At 60.8% G+C, this 21,024-nt stretch carries 19 protein-coding genes; 5 read left to right on the top strand and 14 right to left on the bottom strand.

The genetic code is table 11. The features are described from left to right. Nucleotides 1-45 precede the first annotated feature (45 nt). Complete coding sequence (locus CAF90_RS13100) at nt 46-546, bottom strand: hypothetical protein (RefSeq protein WP_085606774.1); 501 nt, start codon at nt 544-546, stop codon at nt 46-48. A gap of 246 nt (nt 547-792) precedes the next feature. On the opposite strand from CAF90_RS13100, the gene CAF90_RS13095 reads away from it, so the two are divergent. Next, complete coding sequence (locus CAF90_RS13095; protein WP_085606772.1) at nt 793-1,827, top strand: alpha/beta fold hydrolase; 1,035 nt, start codon at nt 793-795, stop codon at nt 1,825-1,827. Nucleotide 1,828: 1 nt separating this feature from the next. On the opposite strand, the gene CAF90_RS13090 is transcribed toward CAF90_RS13095, so the two are convergent. From CAF90_RS13090 to CAF90_RS13040, 11 genes are all read right to left on the bottom strand, one after another. Next, nucleotides 1,829-2,158 (bottom strand): GlpM family protein, encoded by a 330-nt coding sequence (locus tag CAF90_RS13090; RefSeq protein WP_162831789.1) that lies wholly within the window; start codon nt 2,156-2,158, stop codon nt 1,829-1,831. Nucleotides 2,159-2,178: 20 nt separating this feature from the next. Next, complete coding sequence (locus tag CAF90_RS13085; RefSeq protein WP_085606770.1) at nt 2,179-3,507, bottom strand: sigma-54 dependent transcriptional regulator; 1,329 nt, start codon at nt 3,505-3,507, stop codon at nt 2,179-2,181. Then, nucleotides 3,504-5,417, bottom strand: a complete 1,914-nt coding sequence (locus CAF90_RS13080) for a sensor histidine kinase (RefSeq protein WP_085606768.1) — start codon at nt 5,415-5,417, stop codon at nt 3,504-3,506. The genes CAF90_RS13085 and CAF90_RS13080 overlap by 4 nt, the downstream gene beginning before the upstream one ends. Before the next feature lie 64 nt (nt 5,418-5,481). Further along, a complete protein-coding gene (locus CAF90_RS13075) occupies nt 5,482-6,216 on the bottom strand; it encodes an amino acid ABC transporter ATP-binding protein (RefSeq protein ID WP_007953170.1) in 735 nt (244 codons plus the stop codon). After that, nucleotides 6,213-6,884 (bottom strand): amino acid ABC transporter permease, encoded by a 672-nt coding sequence (locus CAF90_RS13070; protein ID WP_007953172.1) that lies wholly within the window; start codon nt 6,882-6,884, stop codon nt 6,213-6,215. Before CAF90_RS13070 ends, CAF90_RS13075 begins: the two co-directional genes overlap by 4 nt. Continuing rightward, nucleotides 6,884-7,630 (bottom strand): amino acid ABC transporter permease, encoded by a 747-nt coding sequence (locus CAF90_RS13065; RefSeq protein WP_007953174.1) that lies wholly within the window; start codon nt 7,628-7,630, stop codon nt 6,884-6,886. Before CAF90_RS13065 ends, CAF90_RS13070 begins: the two co-directional genes overlap by 1 nt. 194 nt (nt 7,631-7,824) lie before the next feature. Next, nucleotides 7,825-8,739, bottom strand: a complete 915-nt coding sequence (locus CAF90_RS13060; RefSeq protein ID WP_011335750.1) for a glutamate/aspartate ABC transporter substrate-binding protein — start codon at nt 8,737-8,739, stop codon at nt 7,825-7,827. 339 nt (nt 8,740-9,078) lie between these two features. Next, complete coding sequence (glpD, locus tag CAF90_RS13055) at nt 9,079-10,617, bottom strand: glycerol-3-phosphate dehydrogenase (RefSeq protein ID WP_085606766.1); 1,539 nt, start codon at nt 10,615-10,617, stop codon at nt 9,079-9,081. Between the two features lie 198 nt (nt 10,618-10,815). Further along, a complete protein-coding gene (locus tag CAF90_RS13050) occupies nt 10,816-11,571 on the bottom strand; it encodes a DeoR/GlpR family transcriptional regulator (protein WP_007953179.1) in 756 nt (251 codons plus the stop codon). 240 nt (nt 11,572-11,811) lie between these two features. Continuing rightward, complete coding sequence (gene glpK, locus CAF90_RS13045) at nt 11,812-13,314, bottom strand: glycerol kinase GlpK (protein WP_039765827.1); 1,503 nt, start codon at nt 13,312-13,314, stop codon at nt 11,812-11,814. 77 nt (nt 13,315-13,391) lie between these two features. Then, a complete protein-coding gene (locus tag CAF90_RS13040) occupies nt 13,392-14,243 on the bottom strand; it encodes an MIP/aquaporin family protein (protein WP_085606764.1) in 852 nt (283 codons plus the stop codon). A 360-nt stretch (nt 14,244-14,603) separates the two neighbouring features. On the opposite strand from CAF90_RS13040, the gene ybaK reads away from it, so the two are divergent. Beyond that, nucleotides 14,604-15,074: a Cys-tRNA(Pro) deacylase gene (gene ybaK / locus CAF90_RS13035; RefSeq protein ID WP_085606762.1), complete on the top strand. Its 471-nt coding sequence runs from the start codon at nt 14,604-14,606 to the stop codon at nt 15,072-15,074. 89 nt (nt 15,075-15,163) lie between these two features. Then, on the top strand, nt 15,164-15,946 hold the full coding sequence (locus CAF90_RS13030) for a PhzF family phenazine biosynthesis protein (RefSeq protein WP_085606760.1): 783 nt from the start codon (nt 15,164-15,166) through the stop codon (nt 15,944-15,946). Between the two features lie 49 nt (nt 15,947-15,995). Here the strand turns inward: CAF90_RS13030 and CAF90_RS13025 are convergent, their stop codons facing one another. Together CAF90_RS13025 and argF are read right to left on the bottom strand one after the other, a co-directional pair. After that, nucleotides 15,996-17,105, bottom strand: coding sequence for an ABC transporter ATP-binding protein (locus CAF90_RS13025; protein ID WP_085606758.1), 1,110 nt, complete (start codon nt 17,103-17,105; stop codon nt 15,996-15,998). Further along, on the bottom strand, nt 17,102-18,022 hold the full coding sequence (argF, locus tag CAF90_RS13020) for an ornithine carbamoyltransferase (protein ID WP_045121707.1): 921 nt from the start codon (nt 18,020-18,022) through the stop codon (nt 17,102-17,104). The genes CAF90_RS13025 and argF overlap by 4 nt, the downstream gene beginning before the upstream one ends. Nucleotides 18,023-18,428: 406 nt before the next feature. On the opposite strand from argF, the gene CAF90_RS13015 reads away from it, so the two are divergent. Next, nucleotides 18,429-18,719, top strand: coding sequence for a hypothetical protein (locus CAF90_RS13015; RefSeq protein WP_007953190.1), 291 nt, complete (start codon nt 18,429-18,431; stop codon nt 18,717-18,719). Between the two features lie 129 nt (nt 18,720-18,848). Further along, nucleotides 18,849-20,954 carry a molybdopterin oxidoreductase family protein gene (locus CAF90_RS13010; RefSeq protein WP_085606756.1) on the top strand — a complete coding sequence of 702 codons (2,106 nt, stop codon included), beginning with the start codon at nt 18,849-18,851 and terminating at the stop codon, nt 20,952-20,954. The last annotated feature ends 70 nt before the right edge of the window (nt 20,955-21,024 follow it).

The raw sequence follows: 21,024 nt of genomic DNA, 5'->3' as shown, positions 1-21,024 counted from the left end.
CACCGAAAAAACCGCTGAGGCTCTGCATTCAGCGGTTTTTTTCGTTCAACTCCAGCGTTGGGGGAGAGTCTGCCCCGGTGCGTAATTCACATTGTCGATGTAAAGCGAACCCTTGTTCTTGTAAGGATCGGAGGGGCCCGAGAATCGAACTTCGACCCTTGCAGTGCTGGCCGGCATGTTGCCGCTGTAGTTAAAGACTTTCTCCGTGGGTTGCAGTGGCGCCAGACCAAAATCCGTCTGGACTATTTCGCCGCCATTGTCGAAGCCCGAGATGATGAAAACAAAAAACGCGTGCGTAACGTAATCAAATGGAGGCAGGAAGTACTGAGCGGTGGGAGCGGACGCAGTGAAACTCAGGACAAATGACCCGGAGGGAGCATTGAACTGGGTATAGAGCAAGATGCCGTTATCCACTCCAGGCTGCAGTTGCGCCTGGAAACTGAAGTTGTGATTGACTACGTTGGCTTTGCCCTGAAGAGTCTGTGCGATCCATGGCGCAAATTTACCTGATTCGAAATCGCCGTTTGGCACGAGGTTAGTGCTCATATTGCCTCCCTGATGCATTGATGGCCGCCTGTCGGCCGTCAATGCATGCTGTGCTGAAGGCAGCTTTTTAACGACTGTCAGATCTGACAGTCCCGACAAATGGCAGGTGGCGCAAGCAACTGCTGTACTTTCGCCGATTCGACCGCTCGGCACTCTTCATCAAACTGTCATCGAACTGTGGCAGCGCGCTTGAACAAACTTCATCAGACTCGCGCTCTACTGGGGTTCTGCGTTTCGGTGTTTTTCATGTTCAAGGGATTTTTTGCAATCGCGGCGCTGTTGGCCGCGGTTTTTTTCGTTCCGGCGTCTTATGCGGCGTCGCGTTGCGACGTCAATGTACCGACCGAGCGGGTCGATCTGGAGCAGGTGAGCCTGGCGTACCAGAGCATCGGCCGTGCGTCGGATCCGGCGCTGTTGCTGGTGATGGGCCTGGGCGGGCAGTTGATCCACTGGCCGGACGAAGTGGTGGTTGCGCTGTGTCAGCAGGGTTTTCGGGTGATCCGTTATGACAACCGCGATGTCGGTCTGTCGACCTGGCGCCAGACGCCGGTGGAAGCCAACCTGACCTTTGAGGTGCTGCGCTACAAACTCGGCCTGCCGGTGGCGGCGCCTTACAGCCTGACCGACATGGCCGACGATGCGCTGGGCCTGATGGACGCGTTGCACGTCGAGCAATTCCACGTGCTCGGCGCGAGCATGGGCGGGATGATCGCCCAGCACATGGCGGCGATGGCGCCGCAACGGGTCGAGAGCCTGACGCTGATCATGACCAGCTCCGGCGCCGAAGGCCTGCCGGCGCCGAGTGCGGCGTTGGTGCAATTGTTGTCACGGCGTGGCGCTCCCAATCGCCAGATCGCGCTGGAGCAACAGGCTGATCTGCTTGCAGCGTTGGGCAGCCCTTCAGTCAGCGATGATCGGCAGGCATTGCTGCATCAAGCGGCGCTGTCCTATGACCGGGCGTTCAATCCCGAAGGCGTGAAGCGCCAGATCATGGCGATCCTCGCCGAACCGAGCCGGGTGGCGTTGCTCAATCAACTGCGCGTCCCGACGCTGGTGGTGCATGGCACGGCCGATCCGTTATTGCCGGTGATGCACGGCGTGCACCTGGCGGCGCACATTCGCGGCAGTCAGCTGCGGCTGATTCCGGGGCTGGCACACCGCTTTCAGGAAGCATTCAAGGAGCCGTTGCTGGCGGCAGTGTTGCCGTATTTGCGCGAGCATCGCGAAGACACGTCGCACTGGGCGCAGATCGAACCGGTGGCGGAACACAACCTGCTCTGATTCAGGCGTGAAGCCGAACCCACACCGACACCAGCACCGTCGCCGCCATCAGCCACGCCACTGCCGCGACCGCCAGTGAAGCTTCGAGACGCATGCGGTCGACCATCACGTACAAGGTCGCCAGATAGACGAAGTACGGAATGATCGACCACATGCCGAAGACGATGGTGGTCTTCAGGTCGTCGATCGAACGGCCCTTGCCGACGATGTAGTGGGCGATCAGGGCGAAGGTCGGGAACAGCGGCACCAGCCCGGCGATGTAGTAGTTTTTGGTCTTGGCCAGCATGGCGAGGATCACCACCACGGCCGCACCGAGCATTGCCTTGAAAATCAGATCCACGTCGTTCTCGCTTAATGGCTCAGGCCGTATTTCTTCACTTTGTCGAACAGCGTGGTCTTGGCCATGCCCAGTTCCAGGCTGGCCTGGGTCAGGTTGCCGCCGCTGCGTTGCAGGGCGTCGCTGAGCAGGTTGCGCTCGAACGCTTCCACTGCTTCGGCGAATGCCAGACCCTGGCCCGCGCTACCCGCGCCGGTTTTCTTGAACGCCGGCAAACCGAGGGCAAAACGCTCGGCGACGTTGCGCAGTTCCCGTACGTTGCCCGGCCAGTCGTGGCTCATCAGGCTCGACAGGGTCTGGTTGTCCAGCTCCGGCAGCGCCCGGTCGAAACGCAGGGCCGATTGCTGGGTGAAGTGTTCGAACAGTTGCAGGATGTCTTCGCGGCGCTCGCGCAGGGGCGGCAGTTCCAGCGTTACCACGTTGAGGCGGTAGTACAAGTCGCTGCGAAATTCCCCGGCCTTGCTTGATTCGTCGAGGTCGGATTTGGTGGCCGCGATCACCCGGCAATCCACCGCCACGCTCTGGTTCGAGCCGAGGCGTTCGAGGGTGCGTTCCTGCAACACCCGCAGCAGTTTGATCTGCAACGGCAGCGGCATGCTTTCCACTTCGTCGAGGAACAGCGTGCCGCCGTCGGCGTGTTCGATCTTGCCGATCCGCCGTTTGCCGGCGCCGGTGAAGGCGTTGGCTTCGTGGCCGAAGATTTCGCTTTCAAACAGGTTTTCCGGCAGCCCGCCGCAGTTCAGCGCGACAAATTGTTTGGTGTGGCGGCGGCTGAAATCATGCAGGCAACGGGCGACCAGTTCTTTGCCGGTGCCGGTTTCGCCTTCGATCAGCACGTTGGCTGAGGTGTCGGCGACGTTGGCGATCAGCTCGCGCAGGTTCTGCATGGCCGGCGAACGACCGATGATCCGTCCTTCAAGGGAATCGCGTTCGGCCAGTTGCCGGCGCAGGGACGAGACTTCGCGATTCAGGCTGCGTTGCTCCAGCGCGCGGCGGGCCACATCGACCAAACGCTCAGGGGAGAACGGTTTTTCCATGAAGTCATAGGCGCCTTTCTGCATCGCGCCGACCGCCATGGAGATGTCGCCGTGGCCGGTGATCAGCACCACCGGCAGGCTGCGGTCGCGTTGCTTGAGCCGGGTCAGCAGTTCCAGACCGTCGATGCCCGGCAGGCGAATGTCGCTGATGACGATCCCGGCGAAGTTGTCGCCGACCTGCTCCAGCGCCTCTTCGGCACTGCCCACGCCGATGCACGGGATGTCTTCCAGGGTCAGCGCCTGCTGGCAACCGAGCAGCACATGGGGATCGTCTTCGACGATCAGCACACTAAGGTCGTTGTTCATATTGGCTCGGCAGGAATAGGGCTTACCAACGGTAAACTGAGGACGAAGGTGGTACCACCGCTGGCCGGGTGTTCGACACCCAGATGCCCGCCGGTGGCGGCGGCGAGGCTGGCCGACAGGGTCAGGCCGAGGCCCAGGCCCTGTTCGCCGGGTTTGGTGGTGAAGAACGGTTCGAACAGGTGCTTGCGCGCTTCGGCGTCGATGCCGTGCCCGTTGTCGCGCACCCGCAGGCGATATTTGCCGTTGAATTCTTCGCCCTCCAGCCACAGCTCCGGCAGCGGTTGCACCTGCATGGCGTCGAGGGCGTTGCCGATCAGGTTGACCAGAATCTGTTCCAGGCGCGTCTGGTCGATCTGCACCTGCACGTCGTCGAACTGGCGATGCAGTTGCAGGGAGGCACTTTCGACGCGGGCGCCGAGCACTTGCAGCGCGGCATCCACCGCTTTGCCAAGGCTGGCGCGACCCTTGTCGTCACCGCGCCGGGCGAAGGAGCGCAGGCTGGCGGTGATCCGGCCCATGCGGTCGATCAGGTCGTTGATGGTCTTGAGGTTGGTGCTGGCGACATCGAGCTGGCCGCGTTCAAGGAAGCGGATGGTGTTGCCCGACAGTGTGCGCATCGCCGCCAGCGGCTGGTTCAATTCGTGGGCGATGCTGGTGGACATCTGGCCGATGGCCGCGAGTTTGCCGGCCTGCACCAGTTCGTCCTGGGCGCGGCGCAAGGTCTCTTCGGCCTGACGCCGTTCGCGGATCTGGCTCTTGAGCCGGTCGTTGCTGGCGCGCAGGTCGGCGGTGCGTTCGGTAATCCGACGCTCCAGCTGGTTGTTGGCTTCCTGCAGGGCTTCGCGGGCGGCGAGGCGGGTGGCGATGACCTTGCGCCGTTCGTTCCAGGCGATCAGCAGGAATGCGACCAAGGCAAACGCCACGGCCACCAGAATCCCCTGATTGATCGCTTCGCGCCGCAGATCCTGCAACGGCGTGAGCAGGGTGAAATTCCACGGGGTATCGCTCAGCGGTCGGGTTTGCGCCAGATAGCTGATGTTTTCCTCATCGCCATCCTGTTGGCTCGGCACTTCGCTGTTGGCCGGGAAAGTGAGTTTTTCCACGCCTTCGGACAGGGTTTCCCGGGCCAGCGGTTGCAGCTCGTTCAACGGGAACCAGTAGTACTGCAGGCTGCGGGCGAGTTTTTCCTTGGTCTCGTCGCTCAGCGGTATCACTGATTTCAGGCGCCGGGCCGGATCACTGGAGAGAATGATGATGCCGTTTTCATCGCTGACGAAGGCTTCGAGACGTGCCCGTTGCCAGCGTTCTTCCATGGCTTCCAGGCGCACCTTGACCACCGCGACGCCGATGATCTTGCCGTGTTCTTCGAGGCCGTGGGCCAGGTAATAACCGGGTTCGCCGTTGGTGCTGCCGATCCCGTAGAAACGTCCGGGCTGGCCGCGAATGGCATTCTGGAAGTAGGCGCGGAACGACAGGTCTTCACCGAGGTAGCTGTCGACGTCGCGCCAGTTGCTGGTGGCCATGACGCGGCCGGTGGTGTCCATGACGTAGATGGCCCGACTGCGACTGCGTCGGTTCAGGCCTTCAAGGTAATCGTTGACCGTTTGCCGGTGTTCCGGAGTAGGGTCGTCCAGCAACTGCGAAACGCTCGATTCGAGTTCCAGCAGGCTGGGCAGGTAGGTGTATTTGCTGATCTCGCTTTCGACCGCGCGGGCGTGCAGTTCCAGCTGGCGCTGGCCGTTTTCGCCGAGGCTGCGGATGCCGAAATGTTCGCTGGTCCAGAAGCCGATGTAACCCAGTCCGATCATCAGGGCGATGACCAGCGGCGGCAGGAACAGGTGGCGGATCAGACGGGGTTTCACGGCAAGTGATGGCGGCGTGGCGCGATAGAGAGTGGGGTCGCATTTCATCACAGATGCCTTGGGTCAACCACCTGCATTCCCCGACAGAGGATGTCGGGGAATGCAGCCGTTTTTAGTGCTGCAGGATTTTCTCGAGGAAATGCTGCGCGCGTTCGGAGCGTTGGCTGATGTCGCCAAAGAACTCTTCTTTCTTGCAGTCTTCGATGATCTTGCCGGCGTCCATGAAGATCACACGGTCGGCCACTTTACGGGCGAAGCCCATTTCGTGGGTCACGCACATCATGGTCATGCCTTCGTGGGCCAGTTGCACCATCACGTCGAGCACTTCGTTGACCATTTCCGGGTCCAGCGCCGAGGTCGGTTCGTCGAACAGCATGACGATCGGGTCCATCGCCAGCGCACGGGCGATCGCCACACGCTGTTGCTGACCACCGGACAGTTGGCCGGGGTGCTTGTGGGCGTGAGCCGACAGGCCGACGCGCTCGAGCAGTTGCAGGCCCTTCTTGGTCGCCTCTTCCTTGCTGCGGCCCAGCACCTTGATCTGCGCGATGGTCAGGTTTTCGGTGATGGTCAGGTGCGGGAACAGTTCGAAATGCTGGAACACCATGCCGACGCGCGAGCGCAGTTTCGGCAGGTTGGTCTTCGGATCGGCAATCGACGTGCCGTCGACCACGATGTCGCCTTTCTGGAACGGCTCCAGCGCGTTGACGCACTTGATCAGGGTCGACTTGCCCGAACCGGACGGACCGCAGACCACGATCACTTCACCCTTTTTGACCTCGGTGCTGCAATCGGTCAGCACCTGGAAGTCCCCATACCACTTGTTGATGTTCTTGATAGAGATCATACGGCGAACCTTTTTTGCAGACGCTTGACCAGCACCGAGGCGGCAAAGCTGATGGTGAAGTACACGAGACCTGCGAAGATCAGGAACTCATTCGAGCGGCCAATGATGTCGCCACTGGCGCGCGAGGCGTTGAGGAAGTCCACCAGACCCACGGTGTAGACCAGCGAGGTGTCCTGGAACAGGATGATGCTCTGCTGCAGCAGCAGCGGGGTCATCTTGCGGAACGCCTGGGGCAGGATGATCAGGCGCATCATCTGGCCGTAGGTCATGCCCAGTGCCTGCGCCGCGCCCATCTGGCCTTTGGGGATCGACTGCACGCCGGCCCGGACGATTTCGCAGAAGTACGCCGCTTCGAACATCATGAACGCCACGATGCACGAGGTGAACGCGCCGATCGGGGTGTCTTCGCCGGTGATCCAGCGCAGCACGAACGGCACTGCCAGGTAGAACCAGGTGATCACCAGCAGCAGCGGGATCGAACGGAAATAGTTGACGTACGCGCCGGCGATGCTCGACAGCAGTTTGCTGTGGGACAGGCGCATCAGCGCGAGGATGGTGCCGAGGATGATCCCGCCGACCACGCCCAGCGCCATCAGCTTGAGGGTCATCAGCATGCCGTTCCACAGGCCGGGAATGGCCGGAACGATGCCACTGAAATCGAATTCCATTATTTACCCCCCACGGAGATCAGGCCGGGCACGGCGACTTTCTTCTCGACCATGCGCATCAGCAGCATCAGGCTCATGTTGAGGGTGAAATAGATCAGGGTCGCCAGGGTGAAGGCTTCAAACAGGTTGGCCGAGAATTCGGCGGTCTGTTTGGTTTGCGCCAGCAGTTCCATCAGACCGATCAGGGACGCCACGGAGGAGTTCTTGAACACGTTCAGGAATTCCGAGGTGAGCGGCGGAATGATGATCCGGTAGGCCTGGGGCAGCAGCACGTTCCAGTAGATCTGCGGCAGCTTGAAACCCATGGCGCGAGCGGCGGATTCCTGGCCGCGTGGCAGCGCCTGGATACCGGTGCGAACCTGTTCGCAGACACGGGCGGCGGTGAACAGGCCCAGGCACACGACGACGCTCAGGTAAGCCGAGGTGGTCGGGTTCAGGTCCTGCTTGTACCACTCCTGCAGATCCGGCGGCAGCAGATCGGGCACCAGGAAGTACCAGATGAACAGCTGAACCAGCAGCGGCACGTTACGGAACAGTTCGACGTAGCAGGTCGCGATGCCCGACACGATGCGGTTTGGCACGGTGCGCATGATGCCCAGCAGCGAGCCGAGCAGCAGGGCGATGATCCAGGCCACGATGGCGATGGCGATGGTCCAGCCCAGACCGGAAATGAACCAGTCGAGATACGTCTCGCTGCCCACGCCGGTGGACTTGAAGAACACGCCCCAGTCCCAGTTGTAATTCATTAGGGTCTCCCCTCGATTCGATCGATGTACAAGTGCCCGCCTGGGGAAGCTCCGTTCCCACCCTGATTGTGAAAATCAGGCACACGCGATCGGCTCGACAGCCACCGGTTCGAGTGTTTCCAGAAAATGCCAGCAGGGAGTGACCATCCCCTGAAAAGGCAGGCGCCTCCTCAGGGGATAAGGTTAGTCAGAAATCAGGATTTCTTGTCGTCAGCCGCTTTGTCGGTCGGATTGGCGATCAGGGCCTTGAGCTCGTCGCTCATCGGGAAGTTCAGGTTCAGGCCTTTTGGCGGAATCGGCTGCATGAACCATTTTTCGTAGATCTTGTTGATCTCACCCGAGGCGTAGGTCGCCTTGATGGCGTCGTCGACAGCCTTTTTGAACGGCTCGTCGCCTTTGCGCATCATGCAGCCATAGATTTCGTACGACTGCGGAGTGCCGGTCACGGCCCAGTCAGAGGCTTTCTTGGCTTTGGCGGCTTCGCCGGCCAGCAGGGCGTCGTCCATCATGAACGCAACGGCACGACCCGATTCCAGCATCTGGAAGGATTCACCGTGGTCCTTGGCGGAGATCACGTTCATGCCCATCTGCTTGTCGGCGTTCATCGCCTTGAGGATGCGCTCGGAAGTGGTGCCGGCGGTGGTCACGACGTTCTTGCCTTTCAGATCGTCGAAATCCTTGTACTTGGAGTCAGCCTTGGACAGCAGACGGGTACCGATTTCGAAGATGCCGACGGAGAAGTCGACCTGTTGCTGACGCTCGACGTTGTTGGTGGTGGAGCCGCACTCGACGTCCACGGTGCCGTTCTGCACCAGCGGGATACGGGTTTGCGAAGTCACGAGGTTGTATTTGACCTGCAGGTTTGGCAGGTCCAGGTCTTTCTTGATCGCTTCGACGATGGCCAGCTGGATATCGTGGGAGTAGCCGACCGGCTTGCCGGAAGCGTCAGCGATGTAGGAGAAAGGAATGGAAGCGTCACGGTGGCCCAGGGTGATGACGCCGGACTCTTTGATCTTCTTAAGGGTGCCGGTGAGTTCGGCAGCGAAAACTGGTGTGCTGATCAGAGCGGCAGCAATGGCTGCGCCCAGGATATGGGGAACGATGCGCATCAAATTTTCCTCGACATTGTTTTTTTTATGGAGCCGGTTGAGCGGGCCCTTTGTACTTCGAATGCCTGACGGCTCCTGTTGTGTTGGCGCAACAGGCATTCGTCGAAGGAGTGTAGAGCATGAGTCGTGCCAGACCAGTCAGTACAGGTTAATTCATTGATTTATAACGTTATTAAAGTTTTGTGATGGTGTTTTTCCGTGAATCTGATCCGGTTAACCGAATTGACCGTCAGGTCGCGTTCGGAAAACCGAACGTCCTCATTGCGCCTTGTTTCAGCCTGAATGCAAAAAGCCCCTGAATCTTTCGATTCAGGGGCTTTTTATTCGGCGACGAACGGATCAGGCCGCTTCGATCTTGCTGCGGTTCTGCTCGACCTTGTTCAGGTATGCCGCCAGTCGCTCTTGCTCGTTCGACGTGGTGAACAGGCCCAGTTTGCTGCGACGCCACAGGATGTCATGCGCGGTGGTGGCCCACTCTTCAGTGCACAGGTAATCGACTTCACGGGTGTAGAGCCCGCCACCGATGTGTTCGCCCATGTCGGCCAGGGTGTCGACGCCTTCGAGCATGCGCCAGGTGCGGCTGCCGTAGGTGGTGGCCCAGCGGCGTGCAATTTCGGTCGGCACGAAGTCAAACTTGTCGCGGATCAGCGCGCTCAGGGCCTGTGGCGTGGTCATGTCCTCGCCGCCGGGCAGGGTGGCAGTGGCCGTCCAGCTCGGGCGCATCTGGGTGAAGTACGGCATCAGCTGCGCCATCGCTGACTCGGCGAGCTTGCGATAGGTGGTCAGCTTGCCGCCGAACACCGACAGCAGCGGGGCTTCTTCGGTGCTGCCGGACAGCGCCAGGGTGTAGTCGCGGGTCACGGCCGAAGGGTTGTCGGACTCGTCGTTGCACAGCGGGCGTACGCCCGAGTAGGTGTGCAGGATGTCGTCACGGCTGATCTGCTTCTTGAAGTGGGCGTTGACCACTTTCAGCAGGTAATCGGTTTCGCCGTCGGTGATCGCCACTTTGGCCGGATCGCCGGTGTACTCGCGGTCGGTGGTGCCGATCAGGGTCAGGTTGTTCAGGTACGGAATGGTGAAAACGATGCGCTGATCCTCGTTTTGCAGGATGTGCGCGTGATCGCCTTCGTACTGCTTCGGCACGATGATGTGGCTGCCCTGGATCAGTCGGATGCCGTACGGCGATTCCATCTTCAGGTCGTCACGGATGAACTTGGCGACCCACGGGCCGGCGGCGTTCACCAGCGCTTTGGCGGTGATCGAAAACAGGCTGCCGTCGGCGCGTTCCAGGTTCAGGTGCCACAGGCCCTTGGCGCGGCGGGCGCTGACGCAACGGGTCTGGGTGTGAATGTGCGCGCTTTTTTCACGGGCGGCCATGGCGTTCAGAACCACGAGGCGGGCGTCGTCGACCCAGCAATCGGAGTATTCGAAGCCTTTGCTGATTTCGCTTTTGAGTGCGCTGTCGGCGCCGAACTTCAGGCTTTTCGAGCCCGCCAGTTTTTCGCGCTTGCCGAGGTGGTCATAAAGGAACAGGCCCGCGCGGATCATCCACGCCGGACGCAGGTGCGGGCGGTGCGGGAGCACGAAGCGCATCGGCTTGACGATGTGCGGGGCCTTGGCCAGCAGCACTTCGCGCTCGGCCAGGGCTTCGCGCACCAGACGGAATTCGTAATGTTCGAGGTAGCGCAGGCCACCGTGGATCAGCTTGCTGCTGGCCGAGGAGGTGTGGCTGGCCAGATCGTCCTTTTCGCAAAGGAACACCGAAAGACCGCGACCGGCGGCATCCGCTGCGATCCCCACGCCATTGATCCCGCCGCCGATGACGGCGATGTCGTAGATCTCGGAGATAGGGGGCGTACGCAAGGTAGATGTGGACATCGGCTGGCCTCGGGCTCTTTTGATTTTCTGTCTTGGAAATCGAACATGAATGTTCATTTGCGAAAATGGTAGCCCATAAAGACGCGCGCAGCCAGTCGACTTCGATTGAAAAAACTCATCGAAGGGCCAAGAAAGGAAAATATTCGAACATCAGATGCGCATAAGGCGCCGGTGCGGGCGCCTTATGCAGGAGGAGGGTTAAACGACTTCCAGGCGAATCTTGTGCTGGCTCAGCAGTTGCGCCAGGGCCGGCACCGGTTGCTGGTCGGTCACCAGGCAATCGATCAGGCTGATCGGGCCGAGGCGGATCATCGCGTTACGCCCGAACTTGCTGGAGTCCGCCGCCAGGATCACCTGCCGGGCATTGGCGATGATCGCCTGAGATACGCGTACTTCCTGGTAATCGAAGTCGAGCAGGCTGCCGTCTTCGTCAATGCCGCTGATGCCCACCAGTGCAAAGTCGACCTTGAACTGGTTGATGAAGTCCACGCTCGCCTGACCCACCACGCCGCCGTCGCGACGCACGTTGCCGCCGGTCAGCAGCACATCGAAATCATCCTTGGCACTGAGCATCGAAGCGACGTGCAGGTTGTTGGTGATGATCTTCAGGTGGCTGTGATTGAGCAGGGCGCGGGCAATCGATTCGGTCGTTGTGCCGATGTTGATGAATAGCGAGGCGTGATCGGGAATCTGCGCGGCTATGGCTTCACCGATGCGTTGCTTTTCATCGCGCATCTGATCGGCGCGCATCGCGTAGGCGGTGTTTTCGACGCTGGAATCATAAGCGGCGCCGCCGTGGTAGCGACGCAGCAGATTGGCTTCCGCCAGTTGATTGATATCGCGGCGGATGGTTTGCGGGGTAACAACGAACAGCGTGGCCATTTCCTCGATGCTCACATAGCCGCGTTCGCGGACCAGCTCGAGGATTTGCTGCTGACGGGGAGGCAGATTCATGGGGCTTCCTTTGGGCTGCCGTGCAAAATTTGCCCATGATGACGCAGGAATCCGCTCCCTACCAGTTTCCAAACAACGTGAAAGCTACTGCGCTCGGCAATCCTGCGTTAAAAACAGGCTCGGACTGCTCATTTACAAACCCGTAAACTCCGCGTCCTCGCCTGTTTTTGCCTTGTCTTGCCTTCGCTCGCTACGCTTTCACGCTGTTTGGACCAACAGGTTACGAGTACTCAGCTTGGCTTATTCAGCGTCTTCGCGTTCCCAGTCGCGGGTGCGGCTGACGGCTTTTTTCCAGCCTTTATAGAGCTTCTCTTTTGCTGCTTCGTCGAGGCTCGGTTCGAACTCGCGCTCGATCACGGCCTTGCCGCGCAGTTCTTCCAGGCTGCCCCAGAAACCGCACGCCAGGCCGGCCAGATACGCTGCACCGAGCGCCGTGGTTTCGCGCATTTTCGGACGCTCGACCTGGGTGCCGAGGATGTCGGCCTGGAACTGCATGAGGAAGTTGTTCGCCACTGCGCCGCCGTCCACACGCAGGGCCTTGAGGCGTTCACCGGAGTCCTGTTGCATGGCGTCGAGGACGTCGCGGGTCTGGTAGGCGATCGACTCCAGTGCCGCGCGGATGATGTGATCCACACGCACGCCACGGGTCAGGCCGAACAGGGCGCCACGGGCATACGGGTCCCAATAAGGCGCGCCGAGACCGGTGAAGGCTGGCACCAGATAGACGCCGTTGCTGTCCTTCACTTTATTGGCGAAGTATTCGGTGTCATGGGCATCGTTGACGATCTTCAGTTCATCGCGCAGCCACTGCACGGTCGAACCGCCGTTGAACACTGCGCCTTCCAGGGCGTAAGCCACTTCGCCGCGTGGGCCGCAAGCGATGGTGGTGAGCATGCCGTGTTGGGATTTCACCGCTTTGTCGCCGGTGTTCATCAGCAGGAAACAGCCGGTGCCGTAAGTGTTTTTCGCCTGGCCCGGCTCGACGCACATCTGGCCGAACAGTGCAGCTTGCTGGTCACCGGCGATACCGCCGATGGCGATGCCGCTTTTGGTGCGGCCGTAGATTTCCGAAGAGGCTTTGACTTCCGGCAGCATCTCGCGCGGGATGTCGAGGATCTCCAGCATCTTCGCGTCCCACTCAAGCGTGTGGATGTTGAAGAGCATGGTGCGCGAGGCGTTGGTGTAGTCGGTGACGTGCACCTTGCCACCGGTGAATTTCCAGATCAGCCAGCTGTCGACAGTGCCGAACAGCAGTTCGCCGTTGCGCGCGCGTTCACGGCTGCCTTCGACGTTGTCGAGGATCCACTTCAGCTTGGTGCCGGAGAAGTACGGGTCGGTGACCAGGCCTGTGGTGTCGCGGATGTAGTCTTCATGACCGTCGCGCTTGAGCTGCTGGCAGATCTCGGTGCTGCGGCGGCATTGCCAGACGATCGCGTTGTACACCGGGCGGCCGGTAGTCTTGTCCCAGACCACGGTGGTTTCACGCTGGTTGGTGATGCCGATGGCGGCGACCTGATCGTGGTGCAGACCGGCCTGGGCCAGCGCTTCGACCATCACCGCGCTCTGGGTGGCGAAGATTTCCATCGGGTCGTGTTCGACCCAACCGGCTTGCGGGTAATGCTGGGCGAATTCGCGTTGTGCGGTGCAGACCACGTTCGCGTCGCGGTCGAAAATGATCGCGCGGGAGCTGGTCGTACCCTGATCGAGGGCAATGATGTAGTTCTTATTCTGAATGTCGGTCATGTCGATTGCCTTGGACGAAATAAGGGAGAGTGGGCCGTGGCGCGGGCTCTAAAGGGCAGGAGCCCGCGCCGACTGTTTCAAGAAGTTCTTGGTTTGCCGTCAATGGCCGGTTCTGCATCCTTTGTAGCAGGTGTGGCGCCGGTCAGGTGACGGGCAATCAGCCCGCGATACCCGGCAGCGCCGAGGCAGGCACCGACAATCGGTGCAAAAATCGGAATCAGGAAGTACGGGATTTCACGTGCGCCGGTGAAGGAAATTTCACCCCAGCCGGCGAAGAAAGTCATCAGTTTCGGACCGAAGTCCCGGGCCGGGTTCATCGCGAAACCGGTCAGCGGGCCCATCGAACTGCCGATAACGGCAATCAGCAGACCGATCAGCAGCGGCGCCAGCGGGCCTTTCGGCAGGCCGTTGTTGTCGTCGGTCAGGGACATGATCACGCCCATCAGGATCGCGGTGATGATCACCTCGACCAGGAACGCCTGGGCAGTCGACAGCGCAGGGTTCGGGAAGGTGGAGAACACCGATGCCAGTTCGAGGCTGGCTTCAGTGCCACGAACCATATGGTGAGTTTGTTCGAAATCGAAGAACAGGTTGCTGTACAGCGTGTAAACCAACAGCGCGCCGCAGAAGGCGCCGGCGACCTGAGCCAGAATGTAGAACGGCAGTTTGCGCTTTTCGAAGTCGGCGAAAATGCTCAGGGCAATACTGACGGCAGGGTTGAGGTGCGCGCCGGAAATGCCGGCGGTGAGGTAGATCGCCATGCTCACGCCGACGCCCCAGATGATGCTGATTTCCCACAGGCCGAAGCTGGCGCCCGCGACCTTGAGCGCGGCGACGCAACCCGTACCGAAAAAGATCAGGAGTGCAGTACCCAGAAACTCGGCCAGGCACTGGCTCGAGAGCGAAGGTTGCTGTAACGCAGTTGTCATTGAAAACCTCGGTTTTTGTTGTTGTCTGGCGCGTTGCCGACAGGGCAAGGCGCGATTTTCGCCGAGGCAGGATCCCCATCCTGTTCCCGGTTTACTGCTGGGTGCTGCGATGACGATAATTCTTACATTATTCAGATTCGAAAAAATATAGACAAGAAACAAACCTGTCAAAGGTCGAAAGTGAACCGTCAGTCACAAATAAACTATCAGTCACGTGAATGATCCTGCGGGTCACCCGTTCTGCACGAATGTTATCGGCCTGCAAACCCCGGGAAACGTGGCGCGTGGTAGAGCCTTTTGCACCGCGATGGCCTAAAATCCGCCGCAGGTTTTTTTGCCCCTGCCGAACTCGGAGCTGCCATGACCCCTGCCTTGGACTTGTTGAAAAAAGTTCGTGCCGAACATCGCGTGCACAGTTACGAACATGACCCGAAGGCCGCGTCGTATGGTCTGGAGGCCGCGGAAAAACTGAGGCTCGATCCGGCGCAGGTGTTCAAGACGCTGCTGGCGGCGAGTGAGAAGGGTGAGTTGCTGGTAGCGGTGGTGCCGGTCGTCGGAAGTCTCGACCTCAAGGGGCTTGCCCACGCCGCCGGTGTGAAAAAAGTCGAGATGGCCGACCCGGCTGCCGCGCAACGTTCCACCGGTTACCTGCTGGGCGGCATCAGCCCGCTGGGGCAGAAAAAACGCCTGCGTACCTTCATCGATAACTCGGCCCAACCTTTTGCGACCATTTATGTCAGCGCCGGTCGGCGCGGGCTGGAAGTGGAGCTGGCGCCGGCGGTCTTGGCAGAGCACACCCAGGCGAAATTTGCCGACATCGGTCGCCCTTGACGTCTGTATGAAGAAAATTGGCCGACACTGTCACTGGCGCTGATCCGGCCGGCGCTGCATGCTCGTTCGACTGACACAGGGAGAAGGTTATGCAGCTCGAGTTTCATCAGGTCGACGCGTTCAGTGATCGGCCGTTCAGTGGCAATCCGGCAATGGTCTATCGGCTCGACGCGTGGCTCGCGGATGAGCTGATGCAAAAGATTGCCGCCGAGCACAATCTGGCGGAAACCGCGTTTCTGGTGCGCGAAGGGCAGGCGTGGCACATCCGCTGGTTCACGCCGACCACCGAGGTGCCGCTGTGTGGTCACGCGACCCTGGCCAGCGCCTATGTGCTGTTCGAGATCTATAAGGAAACGGCCGAGCGTCTGGACTTCACCTGCAAGTCCGGGCCGTTGAGCGTCAGCCGCGAAGGTGGCAGGTTGTGGCTGGATTTCCCGGCCATCGAAGCGGTGGAGAAAGGCGTCACCTTGGAGATCGAGCGGGCGTTGAATGTTCAGGCAGTGGATGTCCTGAGTTCCAACGAGCTGTTCGTGGTGCTGGAGTCCGAGCAAGCTGTGCTCGATTGCACGCCGGACATGGTTGCCTTGGCCAAACTGCCTTGGCTCGGCGCCATCGTCACGGCTCGGGGCAATCAGCATGATTTCGTCTCGCGTTACTTCGCTCCAGCCATCGGCATCAATGAAGATCCGGTGACCGGCTCGACCCATTGCAGCCTGATTCCGTACTGGTCGAAACGTATGGGCAAATCCAGCCTCACTGCGTGCCAGCGTTCGGCGCGGGGCGGCGAGCTGTTTTGTCGGCTGGAAGGCGAGCGGGTGAAGATCGGCGGGAATGCGACGCTGGTGGCCAGCGGCACATTGATGCTGGGCTGAAGCCAAAAAACAAGGGAGCCATCAGGCTCCCTCATTGTTTGTGCAGAGATCAGTGCGCGGTGCTGTAGCGGCGAACGCCGTTTTCCACCGCCGGAATCTGCGCTGCGGTGCTGCCGGAGGCCTGGAACAGCACCAGATGTTCCGCCGCCACACGAATCCCGACATCCGCACCCACTTGATGGTCGGCATGGCTCGGGAAGATCGATTCCAGCTGTGCGCCGGTCGGCAGTTGCAGGCGATACAGGGTCGAGGCGCCGAGGAAGGTCTTGCCGACGATCCGCGCTTTCAACCCACTGTCCGGCGCATAAACGATGTCGTCCGGACGCAGCAGCACATCCACCGCGCCACCGATCGGCCAGGTGTAGGCGCGATTGCCGCGCAGTTCACCGAGTTCGGTGTGCACCGATTCCGGGCTGCCGAGCTGGCCGCGAATGAAGTAACCCTGGCCGATGAAACTCGCCACAAACGGTGTCGCCGGTTCGTGATAGAGGTTGTAGGGCGTATCCCACTGCTCCAGCCGGCCTTCCTTGAACACGCCGACGTGATCGCTGACGGCGAAGGCTTCTTCCTGGTCGTGAGTCACCAGAATCGCGCTGGTGCCACGGGCCTTGAGGATGTCGCGCACTTCGTGGCTGAGCTTGCGGCGCAACTCGCCATCGAGGTTGGAGAACGGCTCGTCGAGCAGCAGCAGTTGCGGCTCCGGCGCCAGGGCGCGGGCGAGGGCGACACGTTGTTGCTGGCCACCGGACAACTCGTGTGGGAAGCGCTTGCCGAGGTTCTTCAGGTTGACCAGCTCCAGCAGCTCTTCGGTGACGCGCTCCTTGTTCGGGTGCTTGCGGATGCCGAAGGCGATGTTGTCCGCGACACTCAGGTGCGGGAACAGCGCGTAGTCCTGGAACACCATGCCGATCCGGCGTTTTTCCGGGGCGAGGGTGAAGCCGGCGCTGGAGATCACTTCACCGCCGAGAGAAATTTCCCCTTCGTGCACCGGTTCGAAACCGGCAATCGCACGCAGGGTTGTGGTCTTGCCGCAGCCCGAGGAGCCGAGCAGGCAACCGATGTCGCCGGCGTTGAGGTGCAGGTTGAGGTTCTGCACCACACGTTGATCTTGATAGCCGCAAGCGAGGTTGCGCAGGTTCAGCAGTAATTCATGGCTCATGCGTGGTGATATGCCGGTTCAACGAGGAACTCGAGCAGGGCCTTCTGTGCGTGGAGACGGTTTTCTGCCTGATCCCAGGCGACGGAGCGCGGGTCATCAAGCAGGTCGAGGCTGATTTCTTCGCCGCGGTGGGCGGGCAGACAGTGCAGGAATAACACGTCCTCGGCCGCGAGGTCGAGCAGGGCACGGGTGACCTGGTACGGCGCGAACAGCTTGAGGCGCTTGGCGGTCTCCTCTTCCTGGCCCATGGAGGTCCAGACATCGGTGCTGACCAGGTGCGCGCCACGCACGGCGTCTTTCGGGTCACGGACGATGGTCACGCGGTCACCGGCCTTGGCCACGAACTCAGGGTTTGGTTCGTAGCCTTCGGGGCAGGCCACGCGCAACTGGAAGTCGAACTGGATCGCCGCTTCTATATAGCTGTTGCACATGTTGTTGCCGTCGCCGATCCAGGCCACGGTCTTGCCCTGGATCGAGCCGCGGTGTTCGAGGAAGGTCTGCATGTCGGCCAGCAACTGACACGGGTGCAGGTCATCGGACAGGCCGTTGATCACCGGCACGCGGGAGTTGGCGGCGAATTCGGTCAGGGTGCTGTGGGCAAAGGTACGGATCATCACTGCGTCGAGCATGCTCGACATGACGATGGCGCAGTCGCCGATCGGCTCGCCGCGGCCCAGTTGGGTGTCGCGCGGCGACAGGAAGATTGCCTGGCCGCCGAGCTGGATCATGCCGGCCTCGAAGGAGATCCGGGTACGGGTCGAGGATTTCTCGAAGATCATCCCCAGGACGCGGTTTTTCAGAGGCTCGAACAGTACGCCGCGGTTACGCAGGTCCTTGAGCTCAACGCCTCGACGGATCACGCTGACCAGCTCTTCGGGCGTGCAATCCATCAGGGAGAGAAAGTGCCTTGCGCTCATCATTGACTACCTTTTTGCTACAAACCGCAGATGCTCAAAGCCTTGTTTATCGGAACAACGGGCGAGACCTGCGGCGTAAGCCGCACGGGGGCGACGAAATAGGGGAAGGCGCGATATTGACACTAAATGTCGCGTTTTTCCAATAGGCTACGGTTTTTGCAGAAATGCGCCGGGGTGATAACAGTGCGAACACTGTGATTTCCGGTCAGTTTTCGAGGGGGCAACGAGGCATTTGTACACTGGCCCCACCGGCCTTGGCAATCAGGCGCGGCGGGGATGGCACGGCTCTGGTCGGTTTGCGACCGATGAGCCACCGGTTCGCTTGGTCGGATGCGCAGGTTGAAACATTTGCTAAAGCAAAGTGCTGGGTTATAAATAAATCACGAGCGACGCAGGAAGCCTCCGCATGGAATCGAAAGAAAAACTGTTAATGGAACTGCTGGGCCACACGGCACGCTCATTGACCCACCTCACCGCCTCGATGACCTCGATGTCCTTCGAACTGCTGCGCAGCGATGACGACGTGGTCAAGGCCGCCAGCCGGCAGATGATCGACCGCATGGCGACCATCAGCGCCGGACTCGACGAGCATTGGCGACTGATCGGCGAACTCACCGGCGTCCACGTCGCCCACGAGCAGATCGAGACCATCCAGGAAATCCAGCTGGCCGCACCGCCCCAGCTTCCGGCGAACTGACGCGTCTATCGGCGGGCCTGATGGCCGCCGATTCACAAGACGAACGTCGCTGGCGCTGCACCGGGTCGCGGGCCATAGTTTTGTTCCCGCAGGCGTGATTGCCTGCCCAGAACAAGACAGAGACTGGCCATGACCAAGACTCTCCATCACCGTGCCTGCCACCTGTGTGAAGCCATCTGCGGCTTGACCATCGAAACCACCGAAACCGACGGCCAGGTGCAGATCACCTCGATCAAGGGCGATGCCCTGGACACGTTCAGTCGTGGCCACATCTGCCCCAAGGCCGTGGCGCTGCAAGACATCCAGAATGATCCGGATCGCCTGCGCCAGCCGATGCGCCGGGTCGGCAGCGAATGGCTGCCCATCGAGTGGGAAGAAGCGTTCGAACTGGTCGCCGAAAAACTCTCGGCGATTCAGGAGCGTCATGGGCAGAACGCGGTCGCCGTGTATCAGGGCAACCCCAGCGTGCATAACTACGGGCTGATGACCCACAGCAATTACTTCCTTGGCCTGTTGAAAACCCGCAACCGCTATTCGGCGACGTCGGTCGATCAACTGCCCCATCACCTGACCAGCTACCTGATGTACGGCCACGGCCTGCTGCTGCCGATTCCGGACATCGATCACACCGACTTCATGTTGATCCTGGGCGGTAATCCGCTGGCGTCCAACGGCAGCATCATGACTGTGCCGGATGTGGAGAAGCGTCTGAAGGCGATCCAGGCCCGGGGCGGCAAAGTGGTGGTGGTCGATCCGCGGCGCAGCGAGACGGCGGCGATGGCCGACCAGCATTTGTTCGTGCGCCCCGGCGGCGATGCGGCGTTGTTGTTTGGTGTGCTCAACACGCTGTTCAGCGAAGGGCTGACGTCTGACAGTCATTTGCCGGTGGACGGTCTGGACGACGTGCGCGCGGCGGTGGCGGGGTTCACCGCCGAGGCCATGAGCCCGTTGTGCGCGGTTCCTGCCGCACAGATCCGCCAACTGGCCCGGGACTTCGCCGCCGCGCCAAGCGCCGTTTGCTACGGCCGGATGGGCGTTTCCACTCAGGCCTTCGGCACGCTGTGCCATTGGGTTGTGCAGTTGATCAATCTGGTGACCGGCAACCTGGACCGCGTCGGCGGTGCCTTGTGCACCGAGCCGGCGGTGGATCTTGTGGCCTCGACTTCGGGCGGGCACTTCAATAAATGGCAGAGCCGCGTGTCCGGGCGTCCGGAATACGGCGGCGAATTACCGGTCTCGGCCCTGGCTGAAGAAATGCTCACCGAAGGCGAGGGGCAGATTCGCGCGCTGATTACCGTGGCCGGCAATCCGGTCCTGTCCACGCCCAACGGCCGGCAACTGGAGCAGGCGCTGGACGGGCTGGAGTTCATGGTCAGCGTCGATCTGTACATCAACGAAACCACGCGCTATGCCGACCTGATCCTGCCGTCGACCTCGGCGCTGGAAAACGATCACTACGACACCACCTTCAACCTGTTCGCGGTGCGCAACGTCACCCGGTTCAACCGGGCGATCCTCGCCAAACCCGAAGGGGCGCTGCACGACTGGGAAATCTTCGTCGGCCTGGCCAAGGCCTTTGCCGCGAAGACCGGCAAGGAGCTGAAACCGACGATGCCGCCGGCGAAGATGATCGACATGGGGTTGCGCATGGGCTTGTATGGCGATGCATCCGAGCAAAAATTGTCGCTTGCGACGCTGTTCGATCATCCGCACGGTGTTGATCTGGGAGCGCTCAAACCCAACCTGACATCTCGATTGAAGAGCGCCAATCAACGAGTTCAGGCAGCGCCGCCGGAAATCCTGGCCGACCTTGCGCGCTTCGCCGCGTTGCAGGCGCCCGCCGCCGATGAGCTGTTGATGATCGGCCGCCGTCATGTGCGCAGCAACAATTCGTGGATGCACAATTACCATCGACTGGTGAAGGGCAAGCCGCGTCATCAGCTGTTGATGAACCCGGACGATCTCGCCAGTCGCGGGCTCAGTGATGGTCAGCTTGTGCGGGTGAGTTCGCGGGTCGGGCAGATCGAGGTAGAGGTGCTGGGCAGTGCGGACATGATGAAGGGCGTGGTCAGCCTGCCGCATGGATGGGGCCATGCCCGACCGGGCGTGCAGATGGCGATTGCCAGCGGTCAGCCGGGTTCCAGCGCCAATGACCTGACCGATGAATGCCAGCTCGACGAGTTGTCAGGCAACGCGGCGCTCAATGGCGTGCCGGTGACGGTGGCGGCGGCGTGAGCAAGTCTGTCGGGGAGACCGAGCAGGGCGCTCGGGATTCCGTTACAATGCGCCACCGTGCCGACCCATG

The organism is Pseudomonas sp. B37(2017), from assembly GCF_002112885.1.
GTDB classification, from domain to species: Bacteria; Pseudomonadota; Gammaproteobacteria; order Pseudomonadales; family Pseudomonadaceae; genus Aquipseudomonas; species Aquipseudomonas paraglycinae.
Note: the sequence above shows the minus strand (reverse complement) of the source record. Positions and strands in the feature narration are given on the sequence as shown.